The sequence below is a fragment of the Priestia sp. 179-F W1.4 NHS genome, assembly GCF_045369295.1.
Classification (GTDB): domain Bacteria; phylum Bacillota; class Bacilli; order Bacillales; family Bacillaceae_H; genus Priestia; species Priestia zanthoxyli.
In genome coordinates, this window is sequence record NZ_JBIQFF010000009.1 from 15,580 (window position 1) to 41,925 (window position 26,346).

Genomic DNA, 26,346 nt, shown 5'->3' on the forward strand with positions numbered 1-26,346 from the left:
TAATATTTCTATCTACTGTGCGGTCGGGGGGATCGATATGGGCGATACTTATGGGAGAAAACTGCATGCTCATTTCGAACAACAAGAGGATGAAACAGTTGTCGATCTTGTGCATAAAGGCGATATTGACGCATTAGAGTATTTGATTCATAAATACAAAAACTTTGTGCGAGCAAAGGCGCGGTCGTATTTTTTAATTGGGGCAGACCGTGAAGATATTGTACAAGAAGGTATGATAGGGTTATACAAGGCAATTAGAGATTTTAGAGAAGATAAGCTAACTTCGTTTAAAGCTTTTGCTGAACTTTGCATTACCAGGCAAATTATTACCGCTATTAAAACCGCAACAAGGCAAAAACATATTCCATTAAACTCTTATGTATCATTGGACAAGCCAATATATGATGAAGAGTCCGACCGAACCTTAATGGATGTTATTTCGGGGACAAAAGTAGCAAATCCAGAAGAGTTGCTCATTAATCGAGAGAAGTTTGATGATATTGAATTAAAGATGGCTGAACTGTTAAGTGATCTTGAGCGAAAAGTTCTCGTTCTTTATTTAGATGGTCAATCTTATCAAGAAATTTCAGAAGAGTTAAACCGCCACGTCAAATCCATCGATAATGCACTTCAGCGTGTGAAGAGGAAATTAGAGCGCTACCTCGAGATTCGTGAAATCACAATGTAGCCTTCTATCCTCATATTGACATGCTAAGAAAGTCTGTGATACTTTTTTATAGACATTATCACTCTATAGGTGGTTGACATTATGCGTAAAAAAGTTGTACTTGCGTGTGTGCAATGCGCTAGTCGTAACTATACGACTATGAAAAACACACAGCAAAACGAAGAGCGTTTAGAAATGAAGAAGTTTTGCAAAACGTGTAACGCACATACGATTCATCGTGAAACAAAGTAGATCAATAATCTGCACAGACTAATACCCCTTTTAATTTATTGGAGGTTACAAACATGAACCGTGTAGGAAATTTCTTGCGTGATGTTGGGCGTGAGATGAAGAAGGTAAGTTGGCCTAAAAAAAATGAGCTAACTCGTTATACAATTACTGTTATTTCTACAGTTGTATTTATGACACTCTTTTTTGTAGTAGTTGATTACGGAATTTCGTCACTTATTCGTTTAATCCCTTGAATAAATTGACTTAAATCATGGTATAATAAAGCTAAATTATGTTTTTTTCAGAAAAGCCCGGAGACGGGTTTTTTAATTTGCTTTAAGAATGATTGTGCTAGGAGTCAACTATTTTCCTAGTGCGTTGTCTGTGCAATAGATTAGGACATCTTATTTTATAGTGAGCTGGGAGGGAAGGACGTATAGTCCTCAGAAATGGAGAAAAATTGGTATGTAGTCCATACTTATTCTGGATATGAAAATAAAGTAAAAACAAATTTAGAAAAGCGCGTAGAAACAATGGGTATGCAAGATAAAATTTTCCGCGTTGTTGTTCCTGAAGAAGAAGAAAGAGAAATTAAGAACAACAAAGAAAAGATTACAAAGAAAAAAGTATTCCCAGGGTACGTGTTAGTTGAAATCATCATGACAGATGATTCATGGTATGTAGTTCGTAATACACCTGGCGTTACGGGCTTTGTAGGTTCAGCAGGTTCTGGATCAAAGCCAACTGCTCTTCTACCAGAAGAAGTAGAAATGATCTTAAAACAAATGGGCATGGACGAGCAGCATGCTGACTTTGACTTTGAACTAAAAGAAACAGTATTGGTTCAAGAAGGTCCGTTTGCAAACTTCGAAGGTACCATTGAAGAAATCGATACAGATAAACGTAAAGTTAAGGTTCATGTCGATATGTTCGGAAGACAAACGCCAGTAGAGCTAGACTTTACACAAATTGAAAAAATATAATCTGTAAGACCTTGCAATTCATGAAGTTTAATGTTAATATTTCATAAGTCAGTATGTCTCAAAACTAGAGACTAAAACAACTATTTCTTTATTTTATATATAAAGAACATTGAGTGGGAGGGCATCGCCCTATTACCACATCACGGACTTAAGGAGGTGTGTCTCGTGGCTAAAAAAGTAATTAAACTTGTTAAGTTACAAATTCCTGCAGGTAAAGCAAATCCAGCGCCACCAGTTGGTCCTGCATTAGGTCAAGCCGGTGTTAACATCATGGGTTTCTGTAAGGAGTTTAACGCTCGCACAGCTGATCAAGCTGGTCTTATCATTCCTGTTGAAATCACGGTATTTGAAGACCGTTCATTTACATTTATTACGAAAACTCCACCTGCTGCTGTACTACTTAAGAAAGCGGCTGGTATTGAGTCTGGTTCTGGTGAACCAAACCGTAATAAAGTTGCAACAGTCAAGCGTGACAAAGTGCGTGAGATTGCTGAAACTAAAATGCCTGACTTAAACGCTGCTAGCGTTGAATCTGCAATGCGCATGGTAGAAGGTACAGCGCGCAGTATGGGAATCGTAGTTGAAGACTAATTCCATTTGATTGGGTGTTAGAAGGTTGCGAGAAATGGAAGTTTTCCTATGCTCGCAACCTTTATTAGTGGGAGGTTATTCCGTTAAAACCACATAAGGAGGAAACAAAAATGGCTAAAAAAGGTAAAAAGTACGTTGAAGCTGCTAAGCTTGTAGATCGTACACAAACTTATTCAGTACAAGAAGCGATTGAATTAGTAAAGAAAACAAACACAACTAAATTTGATGCAACTGTAGAAGTAGCATTCCGTTTAGGAGTTGACCCTAAGAAAGCTGACCAACAAATTCGTGGTGCAGTAGTACTACCAAACGGTACAGGTAAAACTCAACGTGTATTAGTATTCGCTAAAGGCGAAAAAGCTAAAGAAGCTGAAGCTGCAGGCGCTGACTACGTTGGCGATGCTGACTACATCAACAAAATCCAACAAGGTTGGTTCGAGTTCGATGTAATCGTAGCTACTCCAGACATGATGGGTGAAGTTGGTAAACTTGGTCGTGTATTAGGACCTAAAGGTTTAATGCCAAACCCTAAAACTGGTACAGTAACATTTGATGTTCAAAAAGCAGTTAACGAAATCAAAGCTGGTAAAGTAGAATACCGTGTTGATAAAGCTGGTAACATCCACGTACCAATCGGTAAAGTATCTTTCGAAGAGAGCAAGTTAGTTGAAAACTTCACTACAATCTTCGAAACTATGGTAAAAGCTAAGCCGGCAGCAGCAAAAGGCACATACATGAAGAACGTAGCTGTTACTTCAACAATGGGCCCTGGTATCAAAGTTGATACTGCTTCATTCTCTGCTTAATAAATTTGGAAATAAATCGGTGTTGACTTTTTGAAAGTCCCTGATTATAATAGATAATGTTGTTAAAAAGAATAACATTTGTACCGTAGACAGTAGGTGCTGCAAAGCTTAATTTCCTACCGAGGTGTGTGAGATAAATTAGTGAAACGTTATGGTTCGCTTACTACACCTCCATGTCTTTATTGTCATGGAGGTTTTTTATTGCACCTTGTCTGAGTGTACGGAAGGAAATCTACAGGAGGTGTAAAGATGAGCAACGTAATTGAACAAAAGAAACAAGTCGTAGACGAAATTGCTGAAAAACTTCAAGCGAGTAACTCAATAGTTGTCGTTGACTACCGTGGTTTGAATGTTGCTGAAGTTACTGAACTTCGTAAGCAATTACGTGAAGCAGGCATTGAGTTCAAAGTTTACAAAAACACTTTAACTCGCCGTGCTGTAGAAAAACTTGAACTAACAGATCTTAATGATGCGTTAGTAGGTCCAAATGCAATCGCATTTGGTGGAGAAGATGTTGTTGCTCCAGCTAAAATTTTAAACAACTTCGCTAAAGAACACGAAGCGTTAGAAATCAAAGCTGGTGTAATTGAAGGTAATGTTGCATCTGTTGAAGAAATTAAAGCACTTGCAGAACTACCATCTCGCGAAGGCTTACTTTCTATGTTGCTTAGCGTGCTTCAAGCTCCAATTCGCAACCTTGCTCTTGCTACAAAAGCTGTGGCAGATCAAAAAGAAGAACAAGGTGCATAATCTAGTCTGTTATATATAACACAATCACAAGGAGGAAATTAACAATGACTCAAGAACAAATCATTGAAGCAGTTAAAAATATGACTGTTTTAGAACTTAACGATTTAGTAAAAGCAATCGAAGAAGAATTTGGCGTAACTGCTGCTGCTCCTGTAGCTGTAGCTGGCGGTGCTGCTGGTGAAGCTGCTGCTGAGAAAACTGAATTTGACCTAGTACTTGAAAGTGCTGGCGGACAAAAAATCAAAGTTATCAAAGTAGTACGTGAAATCACTGGTCTTGGCTTAAAAGAAGCTAAAGAAATCGTTGATAACGCTCCAAAAGCTCTTAAAGAAGGTATTTCTAAAGAAGAAGCTGAAGAAGCAAAAGCTAAACTTGAAGAAGTTGGCGCTTCTGTAGAAGTTAAGTAATTATTGCTTAACAACTGATATAAAAAAGCTCGCTTGTACAAGCGAGCTTTTTTGCTTCTGTCATCCTTTTCATTTATAGTAAAGAAGAACATATTGATTAGGAGGTTCTATTTTGACAGAACATTATTTTTCTAATACACCATCGTCTGCAAGTAATGAAGAGCGCTTTTCATTTGAATTGAGAGGAACCTCTTTTTCATTTACGAGTGACAGCGGTGTTTTTTCAAAAAAAGAGATCGATTTTGGATCGCGCCTGTTAATTGAAACGTTTCAAATGCCTGAGAGTCCCGGCCCGCTTCTGGATGTTGGGTGCGGATATGGCCCGATTGGGTTGGCTCTTGCAAAAGAGGATAGCCAAAGAAACGTTCATATGGTCGATGTTAATGAACGTGCATTAGCACTAGCTCAAAAAAATGCTGAAGTTAATTCAGTATCAAATGTTTCAATCTATCAAAGCTCTTGCTATGAAAATGTGAAGGAAACGAATTTTGCAGCTATTCTTAGTAATCCGCCGATCCGTGCGGGTAAAAAAGTTGTTCATGAAATTCTAGAAAAGTCATTAGATCACCTTGCTGACCAAGGAGAACTTTGGATTGTGATTCAGAAAAAGCAAGGAGCGCCATCTGCTCTTGCGAAATTAGAATCTCTATTTAATGAAGTAGAAGTAGTAGAAAAGAAAAAAGGGTATTATATCATATGTGCTAAAAAATGTTGACTAATATTTTTTAGTATGTTAGCATTATAAAATGCCAATATATAAATATTCCATATAAGCTCGGGTTATACATAAAATAAAAGGTATAATTTTGAATTATATGGGAAAAACTAATAAAATCAATAGTACGTTTTTATGAAATTGTGGTTTTCTATTTAAAGAGACCATTTTTCTTTTGTTCAATAATAAACATATGGTTTATTATATATTTTGAATAATAACGCTTGATTTGAGGGGTGAATCAGTTGACAGGTCAACTAGTTCAGTATGGACGCCACCGCCAACGCAGAAGTTATGCTCGTATTAGTGAAGTTTTAGAGTTACCGAACTTAATCGAGATTCAAACGGCTTCATACCAATGGTTTTTAGATGAAGGTTTACGAGAAATGTTCCAAGATATTTCTCCAATTGATGATTTTACAGGTAACTTATCACTAGAATTTATTGATTACAGCTTAGGTGAGCCAAAGTATTCAGTAGGAGAGTCTAAAGAACGTGATGTAACTTATGCAGCACCTCTTCGTGTTAAGGTGCGGTTAATTAATAAAGAAACAGGTGAAGTAAAAGACCAAGATGTGTTCATGGGAGATTTCCCATTGATGACCGAAACAGGTACCTTTGTAATTAATGGTGCTGAGCGTGTTATCGTATCACAGTTGGTTCGTTCACCAAGTGTTTACTATAGTGGAAAGCTTGATAAAAACGGTAAAAAAGGATATACAGCAACTGTTATCCCTAACCGTGGTGCATGGCTAGAATATGAAACTGATGCAAAAGATGTAGTATACGTGCGTATTGATCGTACTCGTAAACTGCCAGTAACAGTGCTGTTACGCGCGCTAGGTTTCGGTTCTGACCAAGAGATTATCGATTTAATCGGTGATAATGAATACATCCGTAATACGCTTGAAAAAGATAATACGGAAACAACGGAAAAAGCGCTATTAGAAATCTATGAGCGTTTACGTCCGGGTGAACCACCGACAGTTGAGAATGCGAAGTCTCTATTAGTATCTCGCTTCTTTGATCCAAAACGATATGACTTAGCGAACGTAGGTCGCTATAAAATTAATAAAAAGCTTCATATCAAACATCGCTTATTTAATCAAAAGCTAGCTGAAACATTAGTTGATCCTGAAACAGGTGAAATTATTGCAGAAAAAGGCGCAATGATTGATCGCCGTCTGCTAGATCGCTTGATTCCGATGCTTGAAGGTGGAGTAAACTTCAAAACTTATAGTCCGGTTGGTGGAGTAGTAGAAGACGATGTTACATTACAATCTATTAAGATTTATGCGCCAAATGATCCAGAAGGTGAAAAAGTCATCACTGTATCAGGCAACGCTTATGTAACAGAAGAAGTTAAAAATATCACACCTGCTGATATTTTAGCATCAATCAGTTACTTCTTTAACTTGCTTCATCAAGTAGGAGACACAGATGATATCGACCACTTAGGTAACCGTCGTCTGCGTTCTGTAGGTGAATTGTTACAAAACCAATTCCGTATTGGTTTATCTCGTATGGAACGTGTTGTTCGTGAAAGAATGTCAATTCAAGACACGAATACAATCACACCTCAACAATTAATTAATATTCGTCCAGTTATTGCGGCGATTAAAGAGTTCTTTGGAAGTTCTCAATTATCACAGTTCATGGATCAAACGAATCCATTAGGCGAATTGACGCACAAACGTCGTCTTTCAGCTCTAGGACCTGGTGGTTTAACGCGTGAACGCGCTGGTTTCGAAGTGCGTGACGTTCACTACTCCCACTATGGCCGTATGTGTCCGATTGAAACGCCAGAGGGTCCGAATATCGGGTTAATCAACTCACTTTCTTCTTATGCAAAAGTAAACAAATTCGGTTTCATCGAAACACCTTACCGTCGTATCGATCCTGAAACAGGTAAAGTGACAGAGCGAATTGACTACTTAACAGCTGATGAAGAAGATAACTATGTTGTAGCCCAAGCGAACGCTCGTCTAGGTGATGATGGTTCATTCTTAGATGAAAATGTCGTTGCACGTTTCCGTGGAGAAAACACGGTTATCCGTCGCGATCGTTTAGACTATATGGATGTATCACCAAAACAAGTTGTATCTGCCGCTACAGCATGTATCCCATTCTTAGAGAACGATGACTCTAACCGTGCATTAATGGGTGCGAACATGCAACGTCAAGCAGTACCTTTATTAAATCCTGAAGCACCAATAGTAGGTACAGGTATGGAATATGTATCTGGTAAAGACTCTGGTGCAGCCGTGATTTGTAAATACCCTGGCGTTGTAGAGCGCGTAGAAGCAAAACAAATTTTTGTTCGCCGCTATGAAGAAGTAGACGGACAAAAAGTTAAAGGGAACTTAGATCAATACAAATTATTAAAATTCGTTCGTTCTAACCAAGGTACTTGTTACAACCAGCGTCCAATTGTTTCAGTTGGCGACGAAGTAGTAAAAGGTGAGATCTTAGCCGACGGTCCTTCAATGGAAAAAGGTGAGCTTGCTTTAGGACGAAACGTAATGGTTGGTTTCATGACATGGGATGGTTACAACTATGAGGATGCCATCATCATGAGTGAACGCCTTGTGAAAGACGATGTATATACGTCTGTTCATATTGAAGAATATGAATCTGAGTCTCGTGATACGAAACTTGGACCTGAAGAAATTACGCGTGACATTCCAAACGTAGGTGAAGATGCGCTTCGCAACTTAGATGAGCGTGGAATCATCCGCATTGGTGCAGAAGTAAAAGATGGAGATCTTTTAGTTGGTAAAGTAACGCCAAAAGGTGTAACAGAACTAACAGCTGAAGAACGTCTTCTACACGCTATTTTCGGTGAAAAAGCGCGTGAAGTTCGTGATACTTCTCTTCGTGTACCGCACGGCGGCGGTGGAATTATCCTTGATGTTAAAGTCTTCAACCGTGAAGATGGCGACGAATTACCACCAGGTGTAAACCAATTAGTCCGTGTATACATTGTTCAGAAGCGTAAAATTTCTGAAGGTGACAAAATGGCCGGTCGTCACGGTAACAAAGGTGTAATCTCACGTATTTTACCGGAAGAAGATATGCCTTACCTACCAGACGGTACGCCAATTGACATCATGTTAAACCCATTAGGGGTACCATCTCGTATGAACATCGGTCAGGTGCTAGAGCTTCATTTAGGTATGGCTGCTCGTAAGCTTGGCATTCACGTTGCGTCTCCAGTATTTGATGGTGCGCGTGAGGAAGATGTTTGGGCAACAATCGAAGAAGCTGGCATGTCTCGTGATGCTAAAACAGTTCTATATGATGGTCGAACAGGTGAACCATTCGATAACCGTGTATCAGTAGGAATCATGTACATGATCAAACTTGCTCACATGGTAGACGATAAACTTCACGCTCGTTCTACTGGACCATACTCACTTGTTACACAACAACCACTTGGTGGTAAAGCGCAGTTCGGTGGACAGCGTTTTGGTGAGATGGAAGTATGGGCACTTGAAGCATACGGTGCTGCTTATACATTACAAGAGATCTTAACAGTGAAATCAGACGACGTAGTAGGTCGTGTGAAAACATACGAAGCAATTGTTAAAGGTGAAAACATTCCAGAACCTGGCATACCTGAATCGTTCAAAGTATTAATCAAAGAACTACAAAGTTTAGGTATGGATGTGAAGATGCTTTCTGCTGACGAGCAAGAAATTGATATCATGGACTCAGAAGAGGACCATGAGCAACCAACAGAATCAATTATTGCAGATAACGAAGAAAGCCTTTCTGAAGGACAAAAAGATCCTGTCACAAAAGAGTAAGGAATTACTTTCATATAAACGTTAAGGGAAAAAACCTGTAGATTAAAAGGGAGGTAGGCTCCTTGCTAGATGTAAATAACTTTGAGTATATGAAAATCGGTCTAGCTTCGCCAGATAAAATTCGTTCTTGGTCGTACGGTGAGGTAAAAAAACCTGAAACGATCAACTATCGTACGTTAAAACCTGAAAAAGACGGCTTATTCTGTGAGCGTATTTTTGGTCCACAAAAGGACTGGGAATGTCACTGCGGAAAATATAAGCGCGTTCGTTATAAAGGTGTTGTATGTGATCGTTGTGGCGTAGAAGTTACACGCGCAAAAGTTCGTCGTGAACGCATGGGTCACATCGAACTAGCTGCACCTGTTTCACATATTTGGTACTTCAAAGGTATTCCTAGCCGCATGGGACTTGTCTTAGACATGTCCCCTCGTGCGCTAGAGGAAATCATTTATTTTGCTTCTTATGTAGTAACAGATGCTGGTGATACACCACTTGAAAAGAAACAGCTTTTATCAGAGAAAGAATACCGTGCGTATCGTGAGAAGTACGGACAAACTTTCCATGCAGCAATGGGTGCTGAAGCTGTTAAAAAATTATTGCATGACATCGATCTTGATAAAGAAGTAGATGCTTTGAAAGAAGAATTGAAAACTGCTCAAGGTCAACGTCGTACACGTGCTATTAAACGTTTAGAGGTACTAGAGGCTTTCCGTCATTCTGGTAACGAACCTTCTTGGATGATTTTAGACGTTCTACCGGTTATTCCGCCAGAACTTCGTCCAATGGTTCAATTAGATGGTGGACGCTTTGCTACGTCTGATCTAAATGATTTATATCGCCGTGTAATTAACCGTAACAACCGCTTAAAGCGTTTATTAGACCTTGGAGCTCCTAGCATTATCGTTCAAAACGAAAAGCGTATGCTTCAAGAAGCTGTAGATGCATTAATCGATAATGGTCGTCGTGGCCGTCCGGTAACAGGACCAGGTAACCGTCCATTAAAATCTCTTTCTCACATGTTAAAAGGTAAGCAAGGTCGCTTCCGTCAAAACTTATTAGGTAAACGTGTTGACTACTCTGGCCGTTCGGTAATCGTTGTAGGTCCGAACTTAAAGATGTATCAATGTGGTCTTCCAAAAGAAATGGCGTTAGAGCTTTTCAAACCTTTCGTAATGAAAGAGCTTGTTGAACGCGGTTTAGCTCATAACATCAAGAGTGCAAAACGTAAAATTGAACGTGTGCAACCTGAAGTATGGGACGTATTAGAATCGGTTATTAAAGAGCACCCAGTTCTTTTAAACCGTGCACCAACGCTACACAGACTAGGTATTCAAGCATTTGAACCTACGCTTGTAGAAGGTCGCGCTATTCGTCTTCATCCGCTTGTATGTACAGCATATAACGCTGACTTTGACGGTGACCAAATGGCGGTTCACGTTCCATTATCTGCGGAAGCACAAGCAGAAGCACGTATCTTAATGCTTGCTGCTCAAAATATCTTGAACCCTAAAGATGGTAAACCAGTTGTTACACCTTCACAGGATATGGTATTAGGTAACTACTACTTAACGCTTGAGCGTGAAGAGGCAGTTGGAGAAGGCATGGTGTTCAAGGATACAAATGAAGCACTATTAGCGTACCAAAACGGTTATGTGCATCTTCATACACGTGTAGGTGTGTATGCAGGTTCTTTAAACAACGAAACGTTTACAGAAGCACAAAATCAACAGTTGCTTGTTACAACGGTTGGTAAATTAGTTTTCAACGAAATTTTACCAAAATCGTTCCCATACATTAACGAACCAACAAGAGAAAACTTAGAAGTGAAAACTCCTGAGAAGTACTTTGTTGAAAAAGGTGCAGATGTGAAGGAATTCATCAAGAATCAACCGGCTATCGCACCGTTTAAGAAAAAAATCTTAGGTAATATTATCGCTGAAGTATTTAAACGTTTCAAAATTACTGAGACTTCTAAAATGCTTGACCGTATGAAAGACCTAGGTTTCAAATATTCTACTAAAGCTGGTATTACAGTTGGTGTAGCTGATATCGTGGTTTTAGGAGAAAAAGAAGTTATCTTAACAGAAGCGCAAGCTAAAGTAGATAACGTACTAAAACAATTCCGTCGCGGTTTAATTACTGAAGATGAGCGTTATGAGCGTGTTATCTCTGTATGGAGTAGCGCGAAAGACGTTATCCAAGGTAAATTAATGGCGTCATTAGACAAACGCAACCCAATCTTCATGATGAGTGACTCTGGTGCCCGTGGTAACGCATCTAACTTCACTCAGCTTGCAGGTATGCGTGGACTAATGGCCAACCCGTCCGGTCGTATCATTGAGTTACCAATCAAATCTAGTTTCCGTGAAGGCTTAACAGTATTAGAGTACTTTATCTCTACCCATGGTGCACGTAAAGGTCTTGCCGATACGGCTCTTAAAACAGCTGACTCAGGTTACCTTACTCGTCGTCTGGTTGACGTGGCACAAGACGTTATCGTACGTGATGACGACTGTGGTACAGACCGCGGTATTCTGGCTGTTGCAATCAAAGAAGGAACAGAAGAAATTGAGAAACTTGATGAGCGTCTAATTGGACGTTATGCAAGAAAAACACTACTTCACCCAGGAACAAACGAAGTGTTAGTGAAAGAAAACGAACTAATTACAGAAGACCTAGCTGAAACAATTGTGGATGCTGGTGTTGAAGAAGTATGGATTCGTTCTGCATTCACATGTAACACTCGCCACGGTGTATGTAAAAAATGTTACGGTCGTAACCTTGCAACTGGTTCAGAAGTTGAAGTGGGTGAGGCAGTTGGTATCATCGCTGCTCAATCTATCGGTGAGCCAGGTACACAGTTAACGATGCGTACATTCCATACAGGTGGGGTTGCTGGAGACGATATCACTCAAGGTTTACCGCGTATCCAAGAGATCTTCGAAGCGCGTAACCCTAAAGGTCAAGCCGTTATTTCTGAAATTGAAGGTACAATTGCCGGCATTTCTGAAGGACGCGATCGTCAGCACGAAATTACTGTTCAAGGAGAGATTGAAACTCGTTCTTACACAGCTCCGTACAGTGCACGCCTGAAAGTTATTGAAGGACAGCGCATTGCACGTGGTCAAGAATTAACGGAAGGTTCAATTGATCCTAAAGAATTACTAAAAGTAAAAGACATCACGGCTGTACAAGAGTACTTGCTTCGTGAGGTGCAAAAAGTATACCGTATGCAAGGGGTAGAAATTGGAGATAAACACGTAGAGGTAATGGTTCGCCAAATGCTTCGTAAAGTGCGCGTAATGGATTCAGGAGATACAGATGTATTACCAGGTTCATTACTTGATATTCACCAATTCACTGATGCTAATGAAAAAGTATTACTTGAAGGCAATCGTCCAGCGACAGGCCGTCCTGTATTACTTGGTATTACAAAAGCATCTCTTGAAACTGATTCCTTCTTATCTGCTGCATCATTCCAAGAAACAACTCGTGTTCTTACAGATGCTGCAATCAAAGGAAAACGTGATGAGTTGCTTGGACTTAAAGAGAATGTTATCATTGGTAAGCTAGTTCCGGCTGGTACAGGTATGACGAGATATCGTAATGCTGAACCAATCAAAAACCAAGCTGAAGAAACGGTAACAATCGACTAATTATAAAATCATTACTCTAGAATGGATGTTTTTTAAAAAAACTACGAAACGTTAGTTGACATCCATTCTAGGGAATGATACTATATCAAAGGTGCTCCTATAAACTACCTGTTACTTTGGAGGATATGATAATGTCTTATGAAAAAGTATTACAGGCTGATCATATTATTGTAGGAACAAAGCAGACGGTGAAAGCATTAAAAAAAGGTACAGTAAAGGAAGTCATCATTGCTGAAGACGCTGATTTTTATGTCACATCCATTGTGGCAAAAACGGCACAGCAAGAAAACATTCCGTATACGTATGTCCCTTCTATGCGAAAGCTTGGTCAAGCTTGTAGGATAGAAGTTAACGCTGCAACTGTTGCAATTATTAGTTAACACGTTTTTGAACTTTTAGTTTCAAAGACTTTGTTTTTTGCTAAAAAATGAACCACCTGGATGTGTGGTCTTACAAAAGGCGAAAGGAGGAAAAATTAAATGCCTACTATTAACCAATTAATCCGTAATGGTCGTGTGAGTAAAGGTAAAAAATCTGACTCACCTGCTTTAAACAGAGGTTACAACAGCTTCAAGAAAGCTCAAACTAACCAATCTTCTCCACAAAAACGTGGTGTATGTACACGTGTGGGTACTATGACACCGAAGAAACCGAACTCGGCTCTTCGTAAATATGCTCGTGTACGTTTAACAAACGGTATCGAGGTAACAGCTTATATCCCAGGTATTGGTCACAACTTACAAGAACACAGCGTGGTACTTATCCGCGGTGGACGTGTAAAAGATTTACCAGGGGTACGTTACCATATCGTACGTGGTGCACTTGATACTGCTGGTGTGGATGGCCGTATGCAAGGTCGTTCTAAATATGGTACTAAGCGACCAAAAGCAGCTAAAAAATAATAGCTTAACAATTAATAGATAAACTTTTAAAAGTGAAAGGAGGAAGTAGAATGCCACGTAAGGGACCTGTTGCAAAAAGAGACGTATTACCAGATCCGATTTACAATTCTAAGCTTGTATCTCGCTTAATCAACAAAATGATGCTTGATGGAAAGCGCGGTAAGTCACAAGCTATTCTTTATAGAGCATTCGATTTAGTACAAGAGCGCAGTGGTAAAGAAGCTATGGAAGTATTCGACCAAGCTCTTAAAAACATCATGCCTGTACTAGAAGTTAGAGCACGCCGTGTAGGGGGTTCTAACTACCAAGTTCCTGTAGAAGTACGTCCAGAGCGTCGTACTACTTTAGGTCTTCGTTGGTTAGTAAACTATGCTCGTCTTCGTGGAGAAAAAACGATGGAAGAGCGTTTAGCTAACGAAATCCTTGACGCAGCTAACAACACTGGTGCTGCAGTTAAGAAACGTGAAGATACTCACAAAATGGCAGAAGCTAATAAAGCATTTGCTCATTACCGTTGGTAATCTTTTAACGAAACTTTTTAAAAAACAAATTATAATATGGAAGGAGAAATACCTAAGATGGCAAGAGAGTTCTCCTTAGAAAACACTCGTAATATTGGGATCATGGCTCACATTGATGCTGGTAAAACAACAACAACTGAGCGTGTTCTTTATTATACTGGCCGTATCCATAAAATTGGTGAAACTCATGAAGGAGCTTCACAAATGGACTGGATGGAGCAAGAGCAAGAACGTGGTATCACTATCACGTCTGCTGCGACAACTGCTTCTTGGAAAGGTCACCGCGTTAACATCATCGATACTCCTGGACACGTAGACTTCACTGTTGAAGTTGAGCGTTCATTACGTGTACTTGATGGCGCTGTGGCAGTTCTTGATGCTCAATCTGGTGTTGAGCCTCAAACAGAAACAGTATGGCGTCAAGCGACTACGTACGGTGTTCCCCGTGTCGTATTCGTTAACAAAATGGACAAAATTGGTGCTGACTTCTTGTACTCTGTAAAAACGATCCACGATCGTTTAGGTGCAAATGCTCACCCAATTCAGTTGCCAATCGGTGCTGAAGATGACTTCGAAGCAATCATTGACCTTGTGGAAATGAAAGCATACTTCTACGAAGATGACTTAGGTACTCGTTCAGAATCTCGTGAAATTCCTGAGGAATACAAAGAGCAAGCTGAAGAATACCGTGCAAGCCTAGTAGAAGCTGTTGCAGAACTTGACGAAGAGTTAATGATGAAGTACTTAGACGAAGGCGAGCTTACAGTTGAAGAACTAAAAGCTGGTATCCGTAAAGGTACTTGTGACGTTGAATTCTACCCAGTTATCTGTGGTTCAGCATTCAAAAACAAAGGTGTACAATTAATGCTAGATGCGGTAATTGATTACCTACCATCTCCAGTTGATGTACCAGCAATCCAAGGTATCGTACCTGACACAGAAGAAGAAGTTACGCGTGAGTCTAGCGACAACGCTCCTTTCTCAGCATTAGCGTTCAAAGTTATGACGGACCCTTATGTTGGTAAATTAACGTTCTTCCGTGTGTACTCTGGTGTACTAAGCTCTGGTTCATACATCAAAAACTCTACAAAAGGTAAGCGTGAGCGTGTAGGTCGTATCCTACAAATGCATGCTAACTCTCGTGAAGAGATTTCTGAAGTATACGCTGGAGATATCGCGGCAGCTGTAGGATTAAAAGATACTTCTACTGGTGATACTCTATGTGACGAAAAGAGTCTTGTAATTCTTGAGTCTATGGAATTCCCAGAGCCAGTTATCTCTTTATCTGTTGAGCCAAAATCAAAAGCTGACCAAGATAAAATGACGACAGCTCTTCAAAAGTTACAAGAAGAAGATCCAACTTTCCGTGCGGAAACTAATACAGAGACTGGTCAAATCATCATCTCTGGTATGGGTGAGCTTCACCTTGATATCATCGTTGACCGTATGCGTCGCGAATTCAAAGTAGAAGCAAACGTTGGTGCTCCTCAAGTAGCTTACCGTGAAACTTTCCGCGCTGGTGCGAAAGTTGAAGGTAAATTCGCTCGTCAATCTGGTGGTCGTGGACAATTCGGTCACGTTTGGATTGAGTTCGAACCTAACGAAGAAGGAAAAGGCTTTGAATTTGAGAACAAAATCGTTGGTGGTGTAGTTCCACGTGAATACATCCCTGCAGTTCAAGCTGGTCTTGAAGATGCATTACAAAACGGTGTTCTTGCTGGTTATCCATTAATCGATATCAAAGCTGCTTTAGTTGATGGATCTTACCATGACGTTGACTCAAGTGAGATGGCGTTTAAAATTGCCGCTTCTATGGCTCTTAAAAACGCAGTATCAAAATGTAACCCAGCTATCCTTGAACCAATGATGAAGGTTGAAGTTGTTATCCCTGACGAATACTTAGGAGATATCATGGGTGACGTTACGTCTCGTCGTGGACGTGTAGAAGGTATGGAAGCACGCGGTAACGCTCAAGTTGTACGTGCATTCGTTCCACTTTCTGAAATGTTTGGTTATGCAACTGCATTACGTTCAAACACTCAAGGTCGCGGAACATATTCTATGCACTTCGATCACTACGAAGAAGTTCCTAAATCAATTTCAGAAGAAATTATTAAAAAAAATAAAGGTGAATAATTGATTTTCACTCTTTATTGAAGTATAACTACTTATGTACGCTGTGAAAGTGGAGCTCATTCCCTTTCACGGCCTCATAAACCATAAACTACATGAATTTTAAGGAGGATTTTCGAATGGCTAAGGAAAAATTCGACCGTTCAAAAACACATGCCAATATCGGTACAATTGGTCACGTTGACCATGGTAAAACAACTTTAACAGCTGCTATCACTACTGTTCTTGCTAAGAAAAGTGGTAAAGGTGCAGCAATGGCTTACGACATGATCGACGCTGCTCCAGAAGAGCGCGAGCGTGGAATCACAATCTCAACTGCACACGTTGAGTATGAAACTGACACTCGTCACTATGCACACGTTGACTGCCCAGGACATGCTGACTATGTTAAAAACATGATCACTGGTGCTGCTCAAATGGATGGCGGTATCTTAGTAGTATCTGCTGCTGATGGTCCAATGCCACAAACTCGTGAGCACATCCTTCTTTCTCGTCAAGTAGGTGTACCTTACCTAGTTGTATTCTTAAACAAATGTGACATGGTAGACGACGAAGAGCTACTTGAATTAGTAGAAATGGAAGTACGTGACCTTCTTTCTGAATACGACTTCCCTGGTGACGATGTACCAGTAATCAAAGGTTCTGCTCTTAAAGCTCTTGAAGGCGAAGCTGATTGGGAAGCTAAAATCATCGAGCTTATGGACGCTGTTGATGAGTACATCCCAACTCCAGAACGTGACACTGAAAAACCATTCATGATGCCAGTTGAGGACGTATTCTCAATCACTGGTCGTGGTACAGTTGCTACAGGTCGTGTAGAGCGTGGACAAGTTAAAGTTGGTGACGTTATCGACATCATCGGTTTAACTGAAGAGCCAAAATCTACTACTGTAACAGGTGTAGAAATGTTCCGTAAGCTTCTTGACTATGCTGAAGCTGGCGACAACATCGGTGCTTTACTTCGTGGTGTAGCACGTGAAGAAATCCAACGTGGACAAGTATTAGCTAAACCAGGCTCAATCACTCCACACACTAAATTTACTGCTGAAGTATACGTTCTTTCTAAAGACGAAGGTGGACGTCACACTCCATTCTTCACAAACTACCGTCCACAGTTCTACTTCCGTACAACTGATGTAACTGGTATTTGTAACTTACCTGAAGGCGTAGAAATGGTAATGCCTGGCGACAACATCGAAATGACTGTTGAACTTATCGCTCCAATCGCGATTGAAGAAGGTACTAAATTCTCAATCCGTGAAGGTGGACGTACAGTAGGCGCTGGCGTTGTAGCTAAAATCAGCGAGTAATTTCTCGTTTCAGTAAAGGGAGTAGGGTAACCTACTCCTTTTTTATTTGGTGATAAAAGGTAAAGATAGTTTTTACTATTACACTTGCAAAATGATCTCCTTTTATATATAATGAAAAAAGTGTGCGACACATAAAAAAGTTTTTTAACTTTATTGTTGCAATATGAACCCATTTTTAGTATAATAAAAATGTTGGTCTTTGACTGCGATGATGCGGAAGGTTGCCGACACACCCGGCCGCTTTGCCATGGCGAGTGTGGGGAAATTTCCGCGGAGAATGTCTATTGTAAAATAGGCGAAAAAGGAGGGAAAATAATGGCAAAAGAAAAAATTCGCATTCGTTTAAAAGCATATGATCACAGAATTCTTGATCAATCTGCTGAAAAAATCGTAGAAACTGCAAAACGTTCTGGTGCGGCTGTATCTGGTCCGATTCCATTACCGACTGAAAAATCAATTTATACAATTCTACGTGCAGTACACAAATATAAAGATTCTCGTGAGCAGTTCGAAATGCGTACGCATAAACGCTTAATTGATATCGTGAATCCAACACCACAAACTGTTGATTCATTAATGCGTTTAGACTTACCATCTGGTGTAGATATCGAAATTAAACTTTAATTTAAAATAAAGAATGAAAAGATACTTAGGAGGTGTGACTAATGGCCAAAGGAATCTTAGGAAGAAAGATCGGTATGACTCAAGTATTTGCTGAAAATGGTGACTTGATCCCAGTAACAGTAATTGAAGCTTCTGCTAACGTAGTTCTTCAAGTTAAAAACGCTGAGACAGACGGTTACGAAGCAATCCAATTAGGTTTCGAAGATATCCGTGAAAAACTATCTAACAAACCTGCAAAAGGACATGCTACTAAAGCTAATACTGCTCCTAAGCGCTTCATCCGTGAGTTACGCGGTGTGGACGCTTCAGCATATGAAGTTGGTCAAGAAGTCAAGGTTGATATTTTCGCAGAAGGCGATGTAATTGATGTAACAGGAATCTCAAAAGGTAAAGGTTTCCAAGGTGCTATTAAACGCCACGGACAATCTCGCGGACCTATGTCTCATGGTTCTCGCTACCACCGTCGCCCAGGTTCAATGGGTCCTGTAGCTCCAAACCGCGTATTTAAAGGTAAATTATTACCAGGACGCATGGGTGGAGAGCGCATCACTGTGCAAAACTTATCAATCGTTAAAGTTGACGCAGAACGCAATCTTTTATTAGTAAAAGGTAACGTGCCAGGAGCTAGAAAATCTCTAGTTACTGTTAAATCTGCAGTTAAATCTAAATAATAATTCTTCGAGAAAGGAGGAATAACCAATGCCAAAAGTAGCATTGTTTAACCAAAACGGTGAAAACGTTGGAGAGATCGAACTTCAAGATGCCGTTTTCGGTATCGAACCAAACAACAAAGTACTTTTCGACGCGATCGTAATGCAACGCGCATCTCAACGTCAAGGTACTTCTAAAGTTAAAAATCGTTCTGAAGTAAGAGGCGGTGGCCGTAAGCCATGGCGTCAAAAAGGTACTGGTCGTGCTCGTCAAGGATCTATCCGTTCTCCACAATGGCGTGGTGGTGGCGTAGTATTTGGTCCAGTTCCAAGAAGCTATAGCTACAAATTACCTAAAAAAGTTCGTCGTTTAGCAATTAAGTCTGCATTATCAACTAAAGCTCAAGATAACAGCATCGTTGTTCTTGAAGCTCTTTCTTTTGACGCTCCAAAAACAAAAGAAATGGTAGCAGTTCTTAAAAACCTAACAGTAGAACGCAAAGCATTAGTAGTAACTGCTGATCTTAACGAAAATGTTGCACTTTCAGCACGTAATATTCCTGGTGTAACAGTTGTTGCAGCTAATGGTTTAAGCGTATTAGACGTTATGAACCATGATAAGCTTGTAATCACTAAAGACGCAGTTGAAAAAGTAGAGGAGGTGCTTGCATAATGAAAGATCCTCGTGATATTATTAAGCGCCCCGTAATTACAGAACGTTCAACAGACTTAATGGCTGAGAAAAAATATACGTTTGATGTTGATGTAAAAGCTAATAAAACTGAGGTTAAAGATGCTATCGAAAAAATCTTTGACGTAAAAGTTGAAAAAGTAAACATCATGAACTACAAAGGTAAATTCAAGCGTGTAGGTCGCTACAGTGGTCTTACTAACCGTCGTCGTAAAGCGGTAGTAACACTAACTCAAGAGAGCAACGAAATCGAATTCTTCGAAGCTTAAGATTACTAGAGAAGGAGGGAAATTGAGATGGCGATTAAAAAGTATAAACCAACCTCAAATGGTCGTCGTGGTATGTCAGTTTCTGATTTCGCTGAAATTACTACTGACAAACCAGAAAAATCGTTACTTGCACCTGTCAAGAGAAAAGGTGGTCGTAACAACCAAGGTAAATTGACTGTTCGTCACCAAGGTGGTGGGCACAAGCGTCAATACCGTATCATCGATTTTAAACGCGATAAAGATGGAATACCTGGACGCGTTGCTACAATCGAATATGATCCAAACCGTTCAGCTAACATCGCATTAATTCATTATGCTGATGGTGAAAAACGTTACATCCTTGCTCCTAAAAACCTAAAAGTAGGTTTAGAAGTTATGTCAGGTCCTGAAGCTGACATTAAAGTAGGTAACGCGCTTCCTTTAGCTAACATCCCTGTTGGTACAGTAGTACACAACATCGAATTGAAACCTGGTAAAGGTGGACAATTAGTTCGTTCTGCAGGTACATCTGCTCAAGTACTTGGTAAAGAAGGTAAATACGTATTAGTACGTTTAACTTCTGGTGAAGTACGCATGATCCTTGCAACTTGTCGTGCAACTGTAGGTCAAGTTGGTAACGAACAACACGAGTTAATCAACATCGGTAAAGCCGGTCGTTCTCGTTGGTTAGGTATTCGTCCAACTGTACGTGGTTCTGTAATGAACCCTAACGATCACCCACACGGTGGTGGTGAAGGACGTTCTCCAATCGGACGTAAGTCTCCAATGAGTCCATGGGGTAAACCAACACTTGGTTACAAAACTCGTAAGAAGAAAAACAAATCCGATAAATTTATCGTTCGTCGTCGTAAAAAATAACGGGATTGAGCTACGGTTCAAACGAACCGTAGGACAATCACGAAGGGAGGTTCATTTATGGGTCGCAGCTTAAAGAAAGGACCTTTTGTAGATGACCATTTAATCAACAAAATTGAGAAGTTAAACGAAACTGACAGCAAGCAAGTAGTAAAAACTTGGTCTCGTCGTTCAACTATCTTCCCTCAGTTCATTGGTCATACAATTGCTGTATATGACGGTCGTAAACATGTACCAGTTTATGTTACTGAAGACATGGTAGGTCACAAACTTGGTGAATTCGCACCATCTCGTACTTACAAAGGTCACGCAAGTGATGATAAGAAAACAAGACGCTAATATGAGAGGAGGCTTTTAAATGCAAGCTAAAGCTGTCGCGAGAACAGTACGTATTGCTCCTCGTAAAGTTCGTTTAGTTGTAGATTTAATTCGAGGTAAGCAAGTGGGTGAAGCGCTAGCAGTGCTACTTCACACGCCAAAGGCTGCTTCTCCAGTCGTTGAGAAAGTATTAAAATCTGCTATTGCCAATGCAGAACACAATTATGAAATGGACGCTAACAATTTAGTTATTACTGACGCTTTTGTTAACGAAGGTCCAACTTTAAAACGTTTCCGTCCACGCGCTATGGGACGTGCAAGCCAAATTAACAAGCGCACAAGCCACATCACAATCGTGGTATCAGAAAAGAAGGAGGGATAATTCATGGGTCAAAAGGTAAATCCGGTCGGTCTTCGCGTCGGTGTCATCCGTGATTGGGAATCAAGATGGTTCGCTGGCAAAGACTACGCTGACTTATTACATGAAGACTTAAAAGTACGTGAATATATCGCTAAACGTTTAAACGATGCAGCTGTTTCTAAAGTTGAAATCGAACGCGCTGCTAACCGCTTAAACGTAACGATCCACACTGCAAAACCTGGTATGGTAATTGGTAAAGGTGGTACTGAAGTAGAATCACTTCGTAAAGCTCTTAACCAATTAACAGGCAAGCGTGTACACATTAACATCCTTGAAATTAAACGAGCAGATTTAGATGCTAAACTAGTAGCTGAAAACATCGCTCGCCAACTTGAGAACCGTGTATCATTCCGTCGTGCTCAAAAGCAAGCTATCCAACGTAGTATGCGTGCTGGCGCACAAGGTATCAAAACAATGGTATCTGGTCGTTTAGGCGGAGCTGATATTGCTCGTTCTGAATATTACAGTGAAGGTACAGTTCCACTTCATACACTTCGCGCTGATATTGACTATGCTCACGCTGAAGCAGATACTACTTATGGTAAACTTGGTGTGAAAGTATGGATCTATCGTGGAGAGGTTCTTCCTACTAAAAAGAAAACTGAGGAAGGAGGAAAATAATTATGTTATTACCAAAACGCGTTAAATATCGTCGCGAACATCGCGGAAAAATGCGTGGACGCGCTAAAGGTGGTACGGAAGTACATTTCGGTGAATTCGGTTTACAAGCTACTGAAGCTTCTTGGATTACAAACCGTCAAATCGAAGCTGCTCGTATTGCAATGACTCGTTACATGAAACGTGGCGGTAAAGTATGGATTAAAATTTTCCCTTCTAAACCTTATACTGCTAAGCCTCTAGAAGTCCGAATGGGTTCTGGTAAAGGTGCTCCTGAAGGTTGGGTAGCAGTTGTTAAACCTGGAAAAGTAATGTTTGAAATTTCAGGTGTATCTGAAGAGGTTGCACGTGAAGCTTTACGTTTAGCTGCACACAAGCTACCTGTAAAATGTAAGTTTGTAAAACGTGAAGAAATTGGTGGTGATTCTAATGAAAGCTAATGAAATTCGTGACCTTACCACTGCTGAAATTGAACAAAAAGTTAAGGCTTTAAAAGAAGAGTTGTTTAACCTTCGTTTCCAATTAGCGACTGGACAATTAGAGAATACTACTCGTATTCGCGAAGTGCGCAAATCGATCGCTCGTATGAAAACTGTAGTTCGTGAAAGAGAGATTGCTGCTAATAAATAATTAAGTCTGAGAGGAGGCTTTCAGAATGAGTGAACGCAACCAACGTAAAGTTTACACTGGCCGCGTAGTTTCTGACAAAATGGATAAGACTGTTACTGTTCTTGTTGAAACTTACAAAAAGCATTCGCTTTATGGCAAGCGTGTAAAATACTCAAAGAAATTCAAAGCTCACGATGAAAACAATACAGCTCAACTAGGCGATATCGTGAAGATCATGGAAACTCGTCCGTTATCAGCTACTAAACGTTTCCGTCTAGTAGAAGTTGTAGAAAAAGCTGTTATCATCTAATAGTTAAGATAGATCGGATAAGAATGATTCATCCGAAGGGAGGTTTCGTACATGATTCAACAAGAATCTCGTTTAAAAGTTGCAGACAACTCTGGTGCACGTGAGGTACTTACTATTAAAGTACTTGGTGGTTCAGGTCGTAAGACAGCAAACATTGGTGATGTTATCGTTTGTACGGTGAAACAAGCAACACCAGGAGGCGTTGTTAAAAAAGGTGACGTTGTTAAAGCTGTTGTTGTACGTACAAAAAGTGGTGTTCGCCGTACTGACGGTTCTTACATCCGTTTCGACGAAAATGCTTGCGTAATCATCCGTGACGACAAAGGACCACGTGGTACTCGTATCTTCGGACCAGTTGCTCGTGAATTACGTGATAACAACTTCATGAAGATCGTATCATTGGCTCCAGAAGTTATCTAATTGATATATAGAACAAATACAAAATGCCTTTTAAGGAGGTGCGAATAGGATGCATGTTAAAAAGGGCGACAAAGTAGTGGTTATCTCTGGTAAAGACAAAGGTAAGCAAGGTGAAGTACTTGCAGCTTTCCCAAAGAAAGACCGTGTACTTGTTGAAGGCGTGAACGTTGTGAAAAAACACTCTAAACCTTCTCAAGTAAATCCACAAGGTGGAATCGTTAGCCAAGAGGCACCTATCCACGTATCAAACGTAATGCCGTTGGATCCTAAATCTGGTGAGCCAACTCGTGTTGGGTACCAAGTTATCGATGGCAAAAAGGTACGTGTAGCAAAAAAATCTGGTGAAACTTTAGATAAATAATTAATGAAATGTGAAGGGAGGTTTAGTTCACATGAACCGTCTTAAAGAGAAATTTACAAAAGAGATTACTCCTGCTCTAGTTAGCAAGTTTAATTATGAATCTGTAATGCAAGTGCCAAAAATCGACAAGATCGTAATCAACATGGGTATCGGTGATGCTGTTTCTAACTCAAAAGCTTTAGATAACGCTGTTGAAGAACTAGCTGAAATCACTGGTCAAAAACCTGTTGTAACTCGTGCGAAAAAATCTATCGCTGGTTTCCGTCTTCGTGAAGGTATGCCAATCGGTGCGAAAGTTACTTTACGCGGCGAGCGTATGTACGAATTCTTCGATAAATTAGTATCAGTATCACTTCCACGTGTGCGCGATTTCCGTGGTGTATCTAAAAAAGCATTTGATGGTCGTGGAAACTACACGTTAGGTGTTAAAGAACAATTGATCTTCCCAGAGATCGATTATGATAAAGTAACTAAAGTTCGTGGTATGGATATCGTTATTGTTACAACAGCAAACACTGATGAAGAAGCTCGTGAGCTTTTAACTCAGTTCGGTATGCCATTCCAGAAGTAATAACTGCCAACGTTAAGCAGAGGAGGCGAAAATGTGGCTAAAAAATCAATGATTGCGAAGCAAAAACGCCAGCAAAAATTCCAAGTACAAGAGTATACACGTTGCGAACGTTGTGGACGTCCACACTCAGTACTACGTAAATTCAAGCTTTGCCGTATTTGTTTCCGTGAGCTTGCTTATAAAGGTCAAATTCCTGGTGTTAAAAAAGCTAGTTGGTAAAACCCAAGTTTGGGAAGGAGGTAAATTAATATGGTAATGACTGATCCTATTGCAGATTTACTAACTCGTATCCGCAATGCGAACATGGTTCGTCATGAGAAAATTGAAGTTCCTGCTTCTAACATTAAGAAGCAAATTGCAGAAATCCTTAAGCGTGAGGGTTTCGTACGTGATGTAGAATACATCGAAGACAACAAACAAGGTATTATCCGTATCTTCTTGAAATACGGTTCAAATAACGAACGTGTAATTACAGGCTTAAAACGTATCAGTAAACCTGGTCTACGTGTTTATGCAAAAACTAACGAAGTACCACGTGTACTTAACGGTTTAGGTATCGCAATCGTTTCTACTTCTCAAGGTGTTTTAACTGACAAAGAAGCTCGTCAAAAGCAAACTGGTGGAGAAGTATTAGCGTACGTTTGGTAATAAGTTTTAAATGTGAATGGAGGTGTAACTATGTCACGTGTTGGTAAAAAGCCTTTAGAACTTCCAGCAGGTGTTACAGTTACGAACGAGAGCAACACTGTAACTGTAAAAGGACCAAAGGGTGAATTAACTCGTACATTCCACCCTGAAATCGAAATTAAAGTTGAAGACAACGTATTAGTTGTTAATCGTCCTAGTGACAATAAAGAGCACCGCGCTCTTCATGGAACTACTCGTAGCCTTTTAGGTAACATGGTTGAAGGTGTTACTAAAGGATTCGAACGTGGTTTAGAATTAGTCGGTGTAGGTTACCGTGCACAAAAATCTGGTAGCAAATTAGTATTGAGCGTTGGATACTCTCACCCAGTTGAGATTACTCCTGAAACAGGAATCGAAATCGAAGTTCCTTCTCAAACTAAGATCGTTATTAAAGGTATTGATAAAGAACGCGTAGGTGCATTAGCTGCAAATATTCGTGACGTTCGTCCACCAGAGCCTTACAAAGGTAAAGGTATTCGTTACGAAGGCGAATATGTACGTCGTAAAGAAGGTAAAACTGCTAAGAAGTAATGCCGGTTAGGTAAAAGAAAGGAGTGCCCGAAATGATCACGAAGCTTGATAAAAACAAAGTTCGTAAAAAAAGACATGCTCGTGTTCGTGCGAAGTTATCTGGAACTGCAACTCGTCCGCGTTTAAACGTGTTCCGTTCTAATCAACATATTTACGCACAAGTTATCGACGATTTAAATTCAGTAACAATCGCAAGTGCTTCAACGTTAGATAAAGACCTGACTTTAGAAAGCACTGGTAACACTGAAGCTGCTATCAAAGTTGGCGAATTAGTCGCTAAACGCGCAGTAGAAAAAGGTGTAAACGAAGTAGTATTCGACCGTGGCGGTTATTTATATCATGGCCGTGTTAAAGCATTAGCTGACGCTGCTCGTGAAGCTGGATTACAATTCTAATTGTAAAAGGAGGGAAAATCATGCGTCGTATTGATCCAAATAAATTAGAGCTTGAAGAACGTGTTGTTACCGTTAACCGCGTAGCTAAAGTTGTGAAAGGTGGACGTCGTTTCCGCTTCGCTGCATTAGTTGTAGTTGGTGACAAAAACGGTCACGTTGGATTCGGTACTGGTAAAGCACAAGAGGTACCAGATGCAATCCGTAAAGCAATTGAAGATGCGAAGAAAAACTTAATTACTGTACCTATGGTTGGTACAACTATTCCACACGAAATCCTTGGACAATTTGGTGCAGGTCAAATTTTCTTAAAACCTGCTTCTGAAGGTACAGGAGTTATCGCTGGTGGCCCAGTTCGTGCGGTACTAGAATTGGGTGGAGTAAGTGATATTCTATCTAAATCTTTAGGTTCAAACACTCCAATCAACATGGTACGTGCAACTCTTAACGGTTTAGCTAACCTAAAACGTGCTGAAGATGTTGCAAAACTACGTGGCAAGACTGTAGAAGAACTGTTAGGATAAGGGAGGGATATGGA

The 26,346-nt window shown here is 40.2% G+C and carries 35 protein-coding genes and 1 other annotated feature; all 35 genes read left to right on the plus strand.

All coding sequences use genetic code 11. The annotated features are described in order from the left end of the window. Positions 1–37 precede the first annotated feature (37 nt). Entirely contained in the window at positions 38–688 is a 651-nt protein-coding gene (sigH, locus tag ACH0CI_RS24475; RefSeq protein WP_028412660.1) for an RNA polymerase sporulation sigma factor SigH, read from the plus strand. Between the two features lie 81 nt (positions 689–769). After that, entirely contained in the window at positions 770–919 is a 150-nt protein-coding gene (gene rpmG, locus ACH0CI_RS24480) for a 50S ribosomal protein L33 (RefSeq protein ID WP_013081365.1), read from the plus strand. Positions 920–972: 53 nt separating this feature from the next. Beyond that, the gene (gene secE / locus ACH0CI_RS24485) at positions 973–1,152 is read left to right on the plus strand and encodes a preprotein translocase subunit SecE (protein WP_013054912.1); all 180 of its coding nucleotides are present in this window, start codon (positions 973–975) and stop codon (positions 1,150–1,152) included. Between the two features lie 195 nt (positions 1,153–1,347). Continuing rightward, positions 1,348–1,881, plus strand: coding sequence for a transcription termination/antitermination protein NusG (gene nusG / locus ACH0CI_RS24490; RefSeq protein ID WP_014462032.1), 534 nt, complete (start codon positions 1,348–1,350; stop codon positions 1,879–1,881). Positions 1,882–2,046: 165 nt separating this feature from the next. Then, positions 2,047–2,472 (plus strand): 50S ribosomal protein L11, encoded by a 426-nt coding sequence (gene rplK / locus ACH0CI_RS24495; protein WP_013054914.1) that lies wholly within the window; start codon positions 2,047–2,049, stop codon positions 2,470–2,472. Between the two features lie 110 nt (positions 2,473–2,582). After that, positions 2,583–3,278, plus strand: a complete 696-nt coding sequence (rplA, locus tag ACH0CI_RS24500; protein WP_013054915.1) for a 50S ribosomal protein L1 — start codon at positions 2,583–2,585, stop codon at positions 3,276–3,278. Between the two features lie 65 nt (positions 3,279–3,343). After that, positions 3,344–3,487 (plus strand) — a sequence feature (ribosomal protein L10 leader region). A gap of 40 nt (positions 3,488–3,527) precedes the next feature. Continuing rightward, positions 3,528–4,028: a 50S ribosomal protein L10 gene (gene rplJ, locus ACH0CI_RS24505; protein WP_013054916.1), complete on the plus strand. Its 501-nt coding sequence runs from the start codon at positions 3,528–3,530 to the stop codon at positions 4,026–4,028. A 44-nt stretch (positions 4,029–4,072) separates the two neighbouring features. Further along, entirely contained in the window at positions 4,073–4,435 is a 363-nt protein-coding gene (rplL, locus tag ACH0CI_RS24510) for a 50S ribosomal protein L7/L12 (RefSeq protein ID WP_013054917.1), read from the plus strand. 112 nt (positions 4,436–4,547) lie between these two features. After that, entirely contained in the window at positions 4,548–5,150 is a 603-nt protein-coding gene (locus ACH0CI_RS24515) for a class I SAM-dependent methyltransferase (RefSeq protein WP_034263652.1), read from the plus strand. A gap of 245 nt (positions 5,151–5,395) precedes the next feature. Further along, entirely contained in the window at positions 5,396–8,959 is a 3,564-nt protein-coding gene (rpoB, locus tag ACH0CI_RS24520; protein ID WP_028412662.1) for a DNA-directed RNA polymerase subunit beta, read from the plus strand. 62 nt (positions 8,960–9,021) lie between these two features. Beyond that, a complete protein-coding gene (gene rpoC / locus ACH0CI_RS24525; protein WP_013081369.1) occupies positions 9,022–12,615 on the plus strand; it encodes a DNA-directed RNA polymerase subunit beta' in 3,594 nt (1,197 codons plus the stop codon). Positions 12,616–12,746: 131 nt separating this feature from the next. Beyond that, positions 12,747–12,995 carry a 50S ribosomal protein L7ae-like protein gene (locus ACH0CI_RS24530; RefSeq protein WP_335706546.1) on the plus strand — a complete coding sequence of 83 codons (249 nt, stop codon included), beginning with the start codon at positions 12,747–12,749 and terminating at the stop codon, positions 12,993–12,995. A gap of 99 nt (positions 12,996–13,094) precedes the next feature. Next, entirely contained in the window at positions 13,095–13,517 is a 423-nt protein-coding gene (rpsL, locus tag ACH0CI_RS24535; RefSeq protein WP_013054922.1) for a 30S ribosomal protein S12, read from the plus strand. Positions 13,518–13,567: 50 nt separating this feature from the next. After that, entirely contained in the window at positions 13,568–14,038 is a 471-nt protein-coding gene (gene rpsG, locus ACH0CI_RS24540) for a 30S ribosomal protein S7 (RefSeq protein ID WP_013054923.1), read from the plus strand. A gap of 57 nt (positions 14,039–14,095) precedes the next feature. Beyond that, positions 14,096–16,174, plus strand: coding sequence for an elongation factor G (gene fusA, locus ACH0CI_RS24545; RefSeq protein ID WP_028412663.1), 2,079 nt, complete (start codon positions 14,096–14,098; stop codon positions 16,172–16,174). A gap of 116 nt (positions 16,175–16,290) precedes the next feature. Continuing rightward, positions 16,291–17,481 carry an elongation factor Tu gene (gene tuf / locus ACH0CI_RS24550; RefSeq protein WP_013081371.1) on the plus strand — a complete coding sequence of 397 codons (1,191 nt, stop codon included), beginning with the start codon at positions 16,291–16,293 and terminating at the stop codon, positions 17,479–17,481. 315 nt (positions 17,482–17,796) lie between these two features. Then, complete coding sequence (rpsJ, locus tag ACH0CI_RS24555; RefSeq protein WP_013054926.1) at positions 17,797–18,105, plus strand: 30S ribosomal protein S10; 309 nt, start codon at positions 17,797–17,799, stop codon at positions 18,103–18,105. A 41-nt stretch (positions 18,106–18,146) separates the two neighbouring features. After that, positions 18,147–18,776 carry a 50S ribosomal protein L3 gene (gene rplC, locus ACH0CI_RS24560; RefSeq protein WP_013054927.1) on the plus strand — a complete coding sequence of 210 codons (630 nt, stop codon included), beginning with the start codon at positions 18,147–18,149 and terminating at the stop codon, positions 18,774–18,776. A 28-nt stretch (positions 18,777–18,804) separates the two neighbouring features. Further along, the gene (rplD, locus tag ACH0CI_RS24565) at positions 18,805–19,428 is read left to right on the plus strand and encodes a 50S ribosomal protein L4 (RefSeq protein ID WP_013081372.1); all 624 of its coding nucleotides are present in this window, start codon (positions 18,805–18,807) and stop codon (positions 19,426–19,428) included. After that, positions 19,428–19,715, plus strand: coding sequence for a 50S ribosomal protein L23 (rplW, locus tag ACH0CI_RS24570; RefSeq protein WP_028412664.1), 288 nt, complete (start codon positions 19,428–19,430; stop codon positions 19,713–19,715). The genes rplD and rplW overlap by 1 nt, the downstream gene beginning before the upstream one ends. 27 nt (positions 19,716–19,742) lie before the next feature. Continuing rightward, the gene (gene rplB, locus ACH0CI_RS24575) at positions 19,743–20,573 is read left to right on the plus strand and encodes a 50S ribosomal protein L2 (RefSeq protein ID WP_013081374.1); all 831 of its coding nucleotides are present in this window, start codon (positions 19,743–19,745) and stop codon (positions 20,571–20,573) included. Between the two features lie 57 nt (positions 20,574–20,630). Beyond that, entirely contained in the window at positions 20,631–20,909 is a 279-nt protein-coding gene (gene rpsS, locus ACH0CI_RS24580) for a 30S ribosomal protein S19 (protein WP_013054931.1), read from the plus strand. A gap of 19 nt (positions 20,910–20,928) precedes the next feature. Beyond that, the gene (rplV, locus tag ACH0CI_RS24585; protein ID WP_013054932.1) at positions 20,929–21,270 is read left to right on the plus strand and encodes a 50S ribosomal protein L22; all 342 of its coding nucleotides are present in this window, start codon (positions 20,929–20,931) and stop codon (positions 21,268–21,270) included. Between the two features lie 3 nt (positions 21,271–21,273). Beyond that, a complete protein-coding gene (gene rpsC, locus ACH0CI_RS24590) occupies positions 21,274–21,930 on the plus strand; it encodes a 30S ribosomal protein S3 (protein ID WP_013054933.1) in 657 nt (218 codons plus the stop codon). A 2-nt stretch (positions 21,931–21,932) separates the two neighbouring features. Next, positions 21,933–22,367 carry a 50S ribosomal protein L16 gene (gene rplP, locus ACH0CI_RS24595; protein WP_013054934.1) on the plus strand — a complete coding sequence of 145 codons (435 nt, stop codon included), beginning with the start codon at positions 21,933–21,935 and terminating at the stop codon, positions 22,365–22,367. Beyond that, positions 22,357–22,557, plus strand: coding sequence for a 50S ribosomal protein L29 (gene rpmC, locus ACH0CI_RS24600; RefSeq protein WP_013054935.1), 201 nt, complete (start codon positions 22,357–22,359; stop codon positions 22,555–22,557). Before rplP ends, rpmC begins: the two co-directional genes overlap by 11 nt. 25 nt (positions 22,558–22,582) lie before the next feature. Then, a complete protein-coding gene (rpsQ, locus tag ACH0CI_RS24605; protein WP_013054936.1) occupies positions 22,583–22,846 on the plus strand; it encodes a 30S ribosomal protein S17 in 264 nt (87 codons plus the stop codon). A gap of 51 nt (positions 22,847–22,897) precedes the next feature. After that, positions 22,898–23,266, plus strand: coding sequence for a 50S ribosomal protein L14 (rplN, locus tag ACH0CI_RS24610; protein ID WP_013054937.1), 369 nt, complete (start codon positions 22,898–22,900; stop codon positions 23,264–23,266). 49 nt (positions 23,267–23,315) lie between these two features. Continuing rightward, positions 23,316–23,627: a 50S ribosomal protein L24 gene (gene rplX / locus ACH0CI_RS24615; RefSeq protein ID WP_013054938.1), complete on the plus strand. Its 312-nt coding sequence runs from the start codon at positions 23,316–23,318 to the stop codon at positions 23,625–23,627. 31 nt (positions 23,628–23,658) lie between these two features. Next, entirely contained in the window at positions 23,659–24,198 is a 540-nt protein-coding gene (gene rplE / locus ACH0CI_RS24620) for a 50S ribosomal protein L5 (RefSeq protein ID WP_013054939.1), read from the plus strand. A gap of 33 nt (positions 24,199–24,231) precedes the next feature. Further along, positions 24,232–24,417 (plus strand): type Z 30S ribosomal protein S14, encoded by a 186-nt coding sequence (locus ACH0CI_RS24625; protein ID WP_013054940.1) that lies wholly within the window; start codon positions 24,232–24,234, stop codon positions 24,415–24,417. Positions 24,418–24,447: 30 nt separating this feature from the next. After that, on the plus strand, positions 24,448–24,846 hold the full coding sequence (gene rpsH, locus ACH0CI_RS24630) for a 30S ribosomal protein S8 (protein ID WP_013054941.1): 399 nt from the start codon (positions 24,448–24,450) through the stop codon (positions 24,844–24,846). Positions 24,847–24,876: 30 nt separating this feature from the next. Beyond that, a complete protein-coding gene (gene rplF, locus ACH0CI_RS24635; RefSeq protein ID WP_013054942.1) occupies positions 24,877–25,416 on the plus strand; it encodes a 50S ribosomal protein L6 in 540 nt (179 codons plus the stop codon). A 32-nt stretch (positions 25,417–25,448) separates the two neighbouring features. Beyond that, positions 25,449–25,811 carry a 50S ribosomal protein L18 gene (rplR, locus tag ACH0CI_RS24640; protein ID WP_013054943.1) on the plus strand — a complete coding sequence of 121 codons (363 nt, stop codon included), beginning with the start codon at positions 25,449–25,451 and terminating at the stop codon, positions 25,809–25,811. 20 nt (positions 25,812–25,831) lie between these two features. Continuing rightward, positions 25,832–26,332, plus strand: a complete 501-nt coding sequence (gene rpsE, locus ACH0CI_RS24645) for a 30S ribosomal protein S5 (RefSeq protein WP_013054944.1) — start codon at positions 25,832–25,834, stop codon at positions 26,330–26,332. Positions 26,333–26,346 lie beyond the last annotated feature (14 nt).

Bases quoted from the DNA above. Each gene is read 5' to 3' on its own strand.
- rplR (WP_013054943.1), top strand. From the start codon at position 25,449: ATGATCACGAAGCTTGATAAAAACAAAGTTCGTAAAAAAAGACATGCT.
- nusG (WP_014462032.1), top strand. From the start codon at position 1,348: ATGGAGAAAAATTGGTATGTAGTCCATACTTATTCTGGATATGAAAAT.
- rplC (WP_013054927.1), top strand. From the start codon at position 18,147: ATGGCCAAAGGAATCTTAGGAAGAAAGATCGGTATGACTCAAGTATTT.
- rplP (WP_013054934.1), top strand. From the start codon at position 21,933: ATGTTATTACCAAAACGCGTTAAATATCGTCGCGAACATCGCGGAAAA.
- rplV (WP_013054932.1), top strand. From the start codon at position 20,929: ATGCAAGCTAAAGCTGTCGCGAGAACAGTACGTATTGCTCCTCGTAAA.
- rplX (WP_013054938.1), top strand. From the start codon at position 23,316: ATGCATGTTAAAAAGGGCGACAAAGTAGTGGTTATCTCTGGTAAAGAC.
- rpsQ (WP_013054936.1), top strand. From the start codon at position 22,583: ATGAGTGAACGCAACCAACGTAAAGTTTACACTGGCCGCGTAGTTTCT.
- rpsJ (WP_013054926.1), top strand. From the start codon at position 17,797: ATGGCAAAAGAAAAAATTCGCATTCGTTTAAAAGCATATGATCACAGA.
- ACH0CI_RS24530 (WP_335706546.1), top strand. From the start codon at position 12,747: ATGTCTTATGAAAAAGTATTACAGGCTGATCATATTATTGTAGGAACA.
- rpsC (WP_013054933.1), top strand. From the start codon at position 21,274: ATGGGTCAAAAGGTAAATCCGGTCGGTCTTCGCGTCGGTGTCATCCGT.
- sigH (WP_028412660.1), top strand. From the start codon at position 38: ATGGGCGATACTTATGGGAGAAAACTGCATGCTCATTTCGAACAACAA.
- fusA (WP_028412663.1), top strand. From the start codon at position 14,096: ATGGCAAGAGAGTTCTCCTTAGAAAACACTCGTAATATTGGGATCATG.
- secE (WP_013054912.1), top strand. From the start codon at position 973: ATGAACCGTGTAGGAAATTTCTTGCGTGATGTTGGGCGTGAGATGAAG.
- rpsG (WP_013054923.1), top strand. From the start codon at position 13,568: ATGCCACGTAAGGGACCTGTTGCAAAAAGAGACGTATTACCAGATCCG.
- rplA (WP_013054915.1), top strand. From the start codon at position 2,583: ATGGCTAAAAAAGGTAAAAAGTACGTTGAAGCTGCTAAGCTTGTAGAT.
- rplB (WP_013081374.1), top strand. From the start codon at position 19,743: ATGGCGATTAAAAAGTATAAACCAACCTCAAATGGTCGTCGTGGTATG.
- rpsE (WP_013054944.1), top strand. From the start codon at position 25,832: ATGCGTCGTATTGATCCAAATAAATTAGAGCTTGAAGAACGTGTTGTT.
- rplW (WP_028412664.1), top strand. From the start codon at position 19,428: ATGAAAGATCCTCGTGATATTATTAAGCGCCCCGTAATTACAGAACGT.
- rplN (WP_013054937.1), top strand. From the start codon at position 22,898: ATGATTCAACAAGAATCTCGTTTAAAAGTTGCAGACAACTCTGGTGCA.
- rpsH (WP_013054941.1), top strand. From the start codon at position 24,448: ATGGTAATGACTGATCCTATTGCAGATTTACTAACTCGTATCCGCAAT.
- rpsS (WP_013054931.1), top strand. From the start codon at position 20,631: ATGGGTCGCAGCTTAAAGAAAGGACCTTTTGTAGATGACCATTTAATC.
- rpsL (WP_013054922.1), top strand. From the start codon at position 13,095: ATGCCTACTATTAACCAATTAATCCGTAATGGTCGTGTGAGTAAAGGT.
- rplJ (WP_013054916.1), top strand. From the start codon at position 3,528: ATGAGCAACGTAATTGAACAAAAGAAACAAGTCGTAGACGAAATTGCT.
- rplL (WP_013054917.1), top strand. From the start codon at position 4,073: ATGACTCAAGAACAAATCATTGAAGCAGTTAAAAATATGACTGTTTTA.
- rpmC (WP_013054935.1), top strand. From the start codon at position 22,357: ATGAAAGCTAATGAAATTCGTGACCTTACCACTGCTGAAATTGAACAA.
- tuf (WP_013081371.1), top strand. From the start codon at position 16,291: ATGGCTAAGGAAAAATTCGACCGTTCAAAAACACATGCCAATATCGGT.
- rplD (WP_013081372.1), top strand. From the start codon at position 18,805: ATGCCAAAAGTAGCATTGTTTAACCAAAACGGTGAAAACGTTGGAGAG.
- rplF (WP_013054942.1), top strand. From the start codon at position 24,877: ATGTCACGTGTTGGTAAAAAGCCTTTAGAACTTCCAGCAGGTGTTACA.
- rpmG (WP_013081365.1), top strand. From the start codon at position 770: ATGCGTAAAAAAGTTGTACTTGCGTGTGTGCAATGCGCTAGTCGTAAC.
- rplE (WP_013054939.1), top strand. From the start codon at position 23,659: ATGAACCGTCTTAAAGAGAAATTTACAAAAGAGATTACTCCTGCTCTA.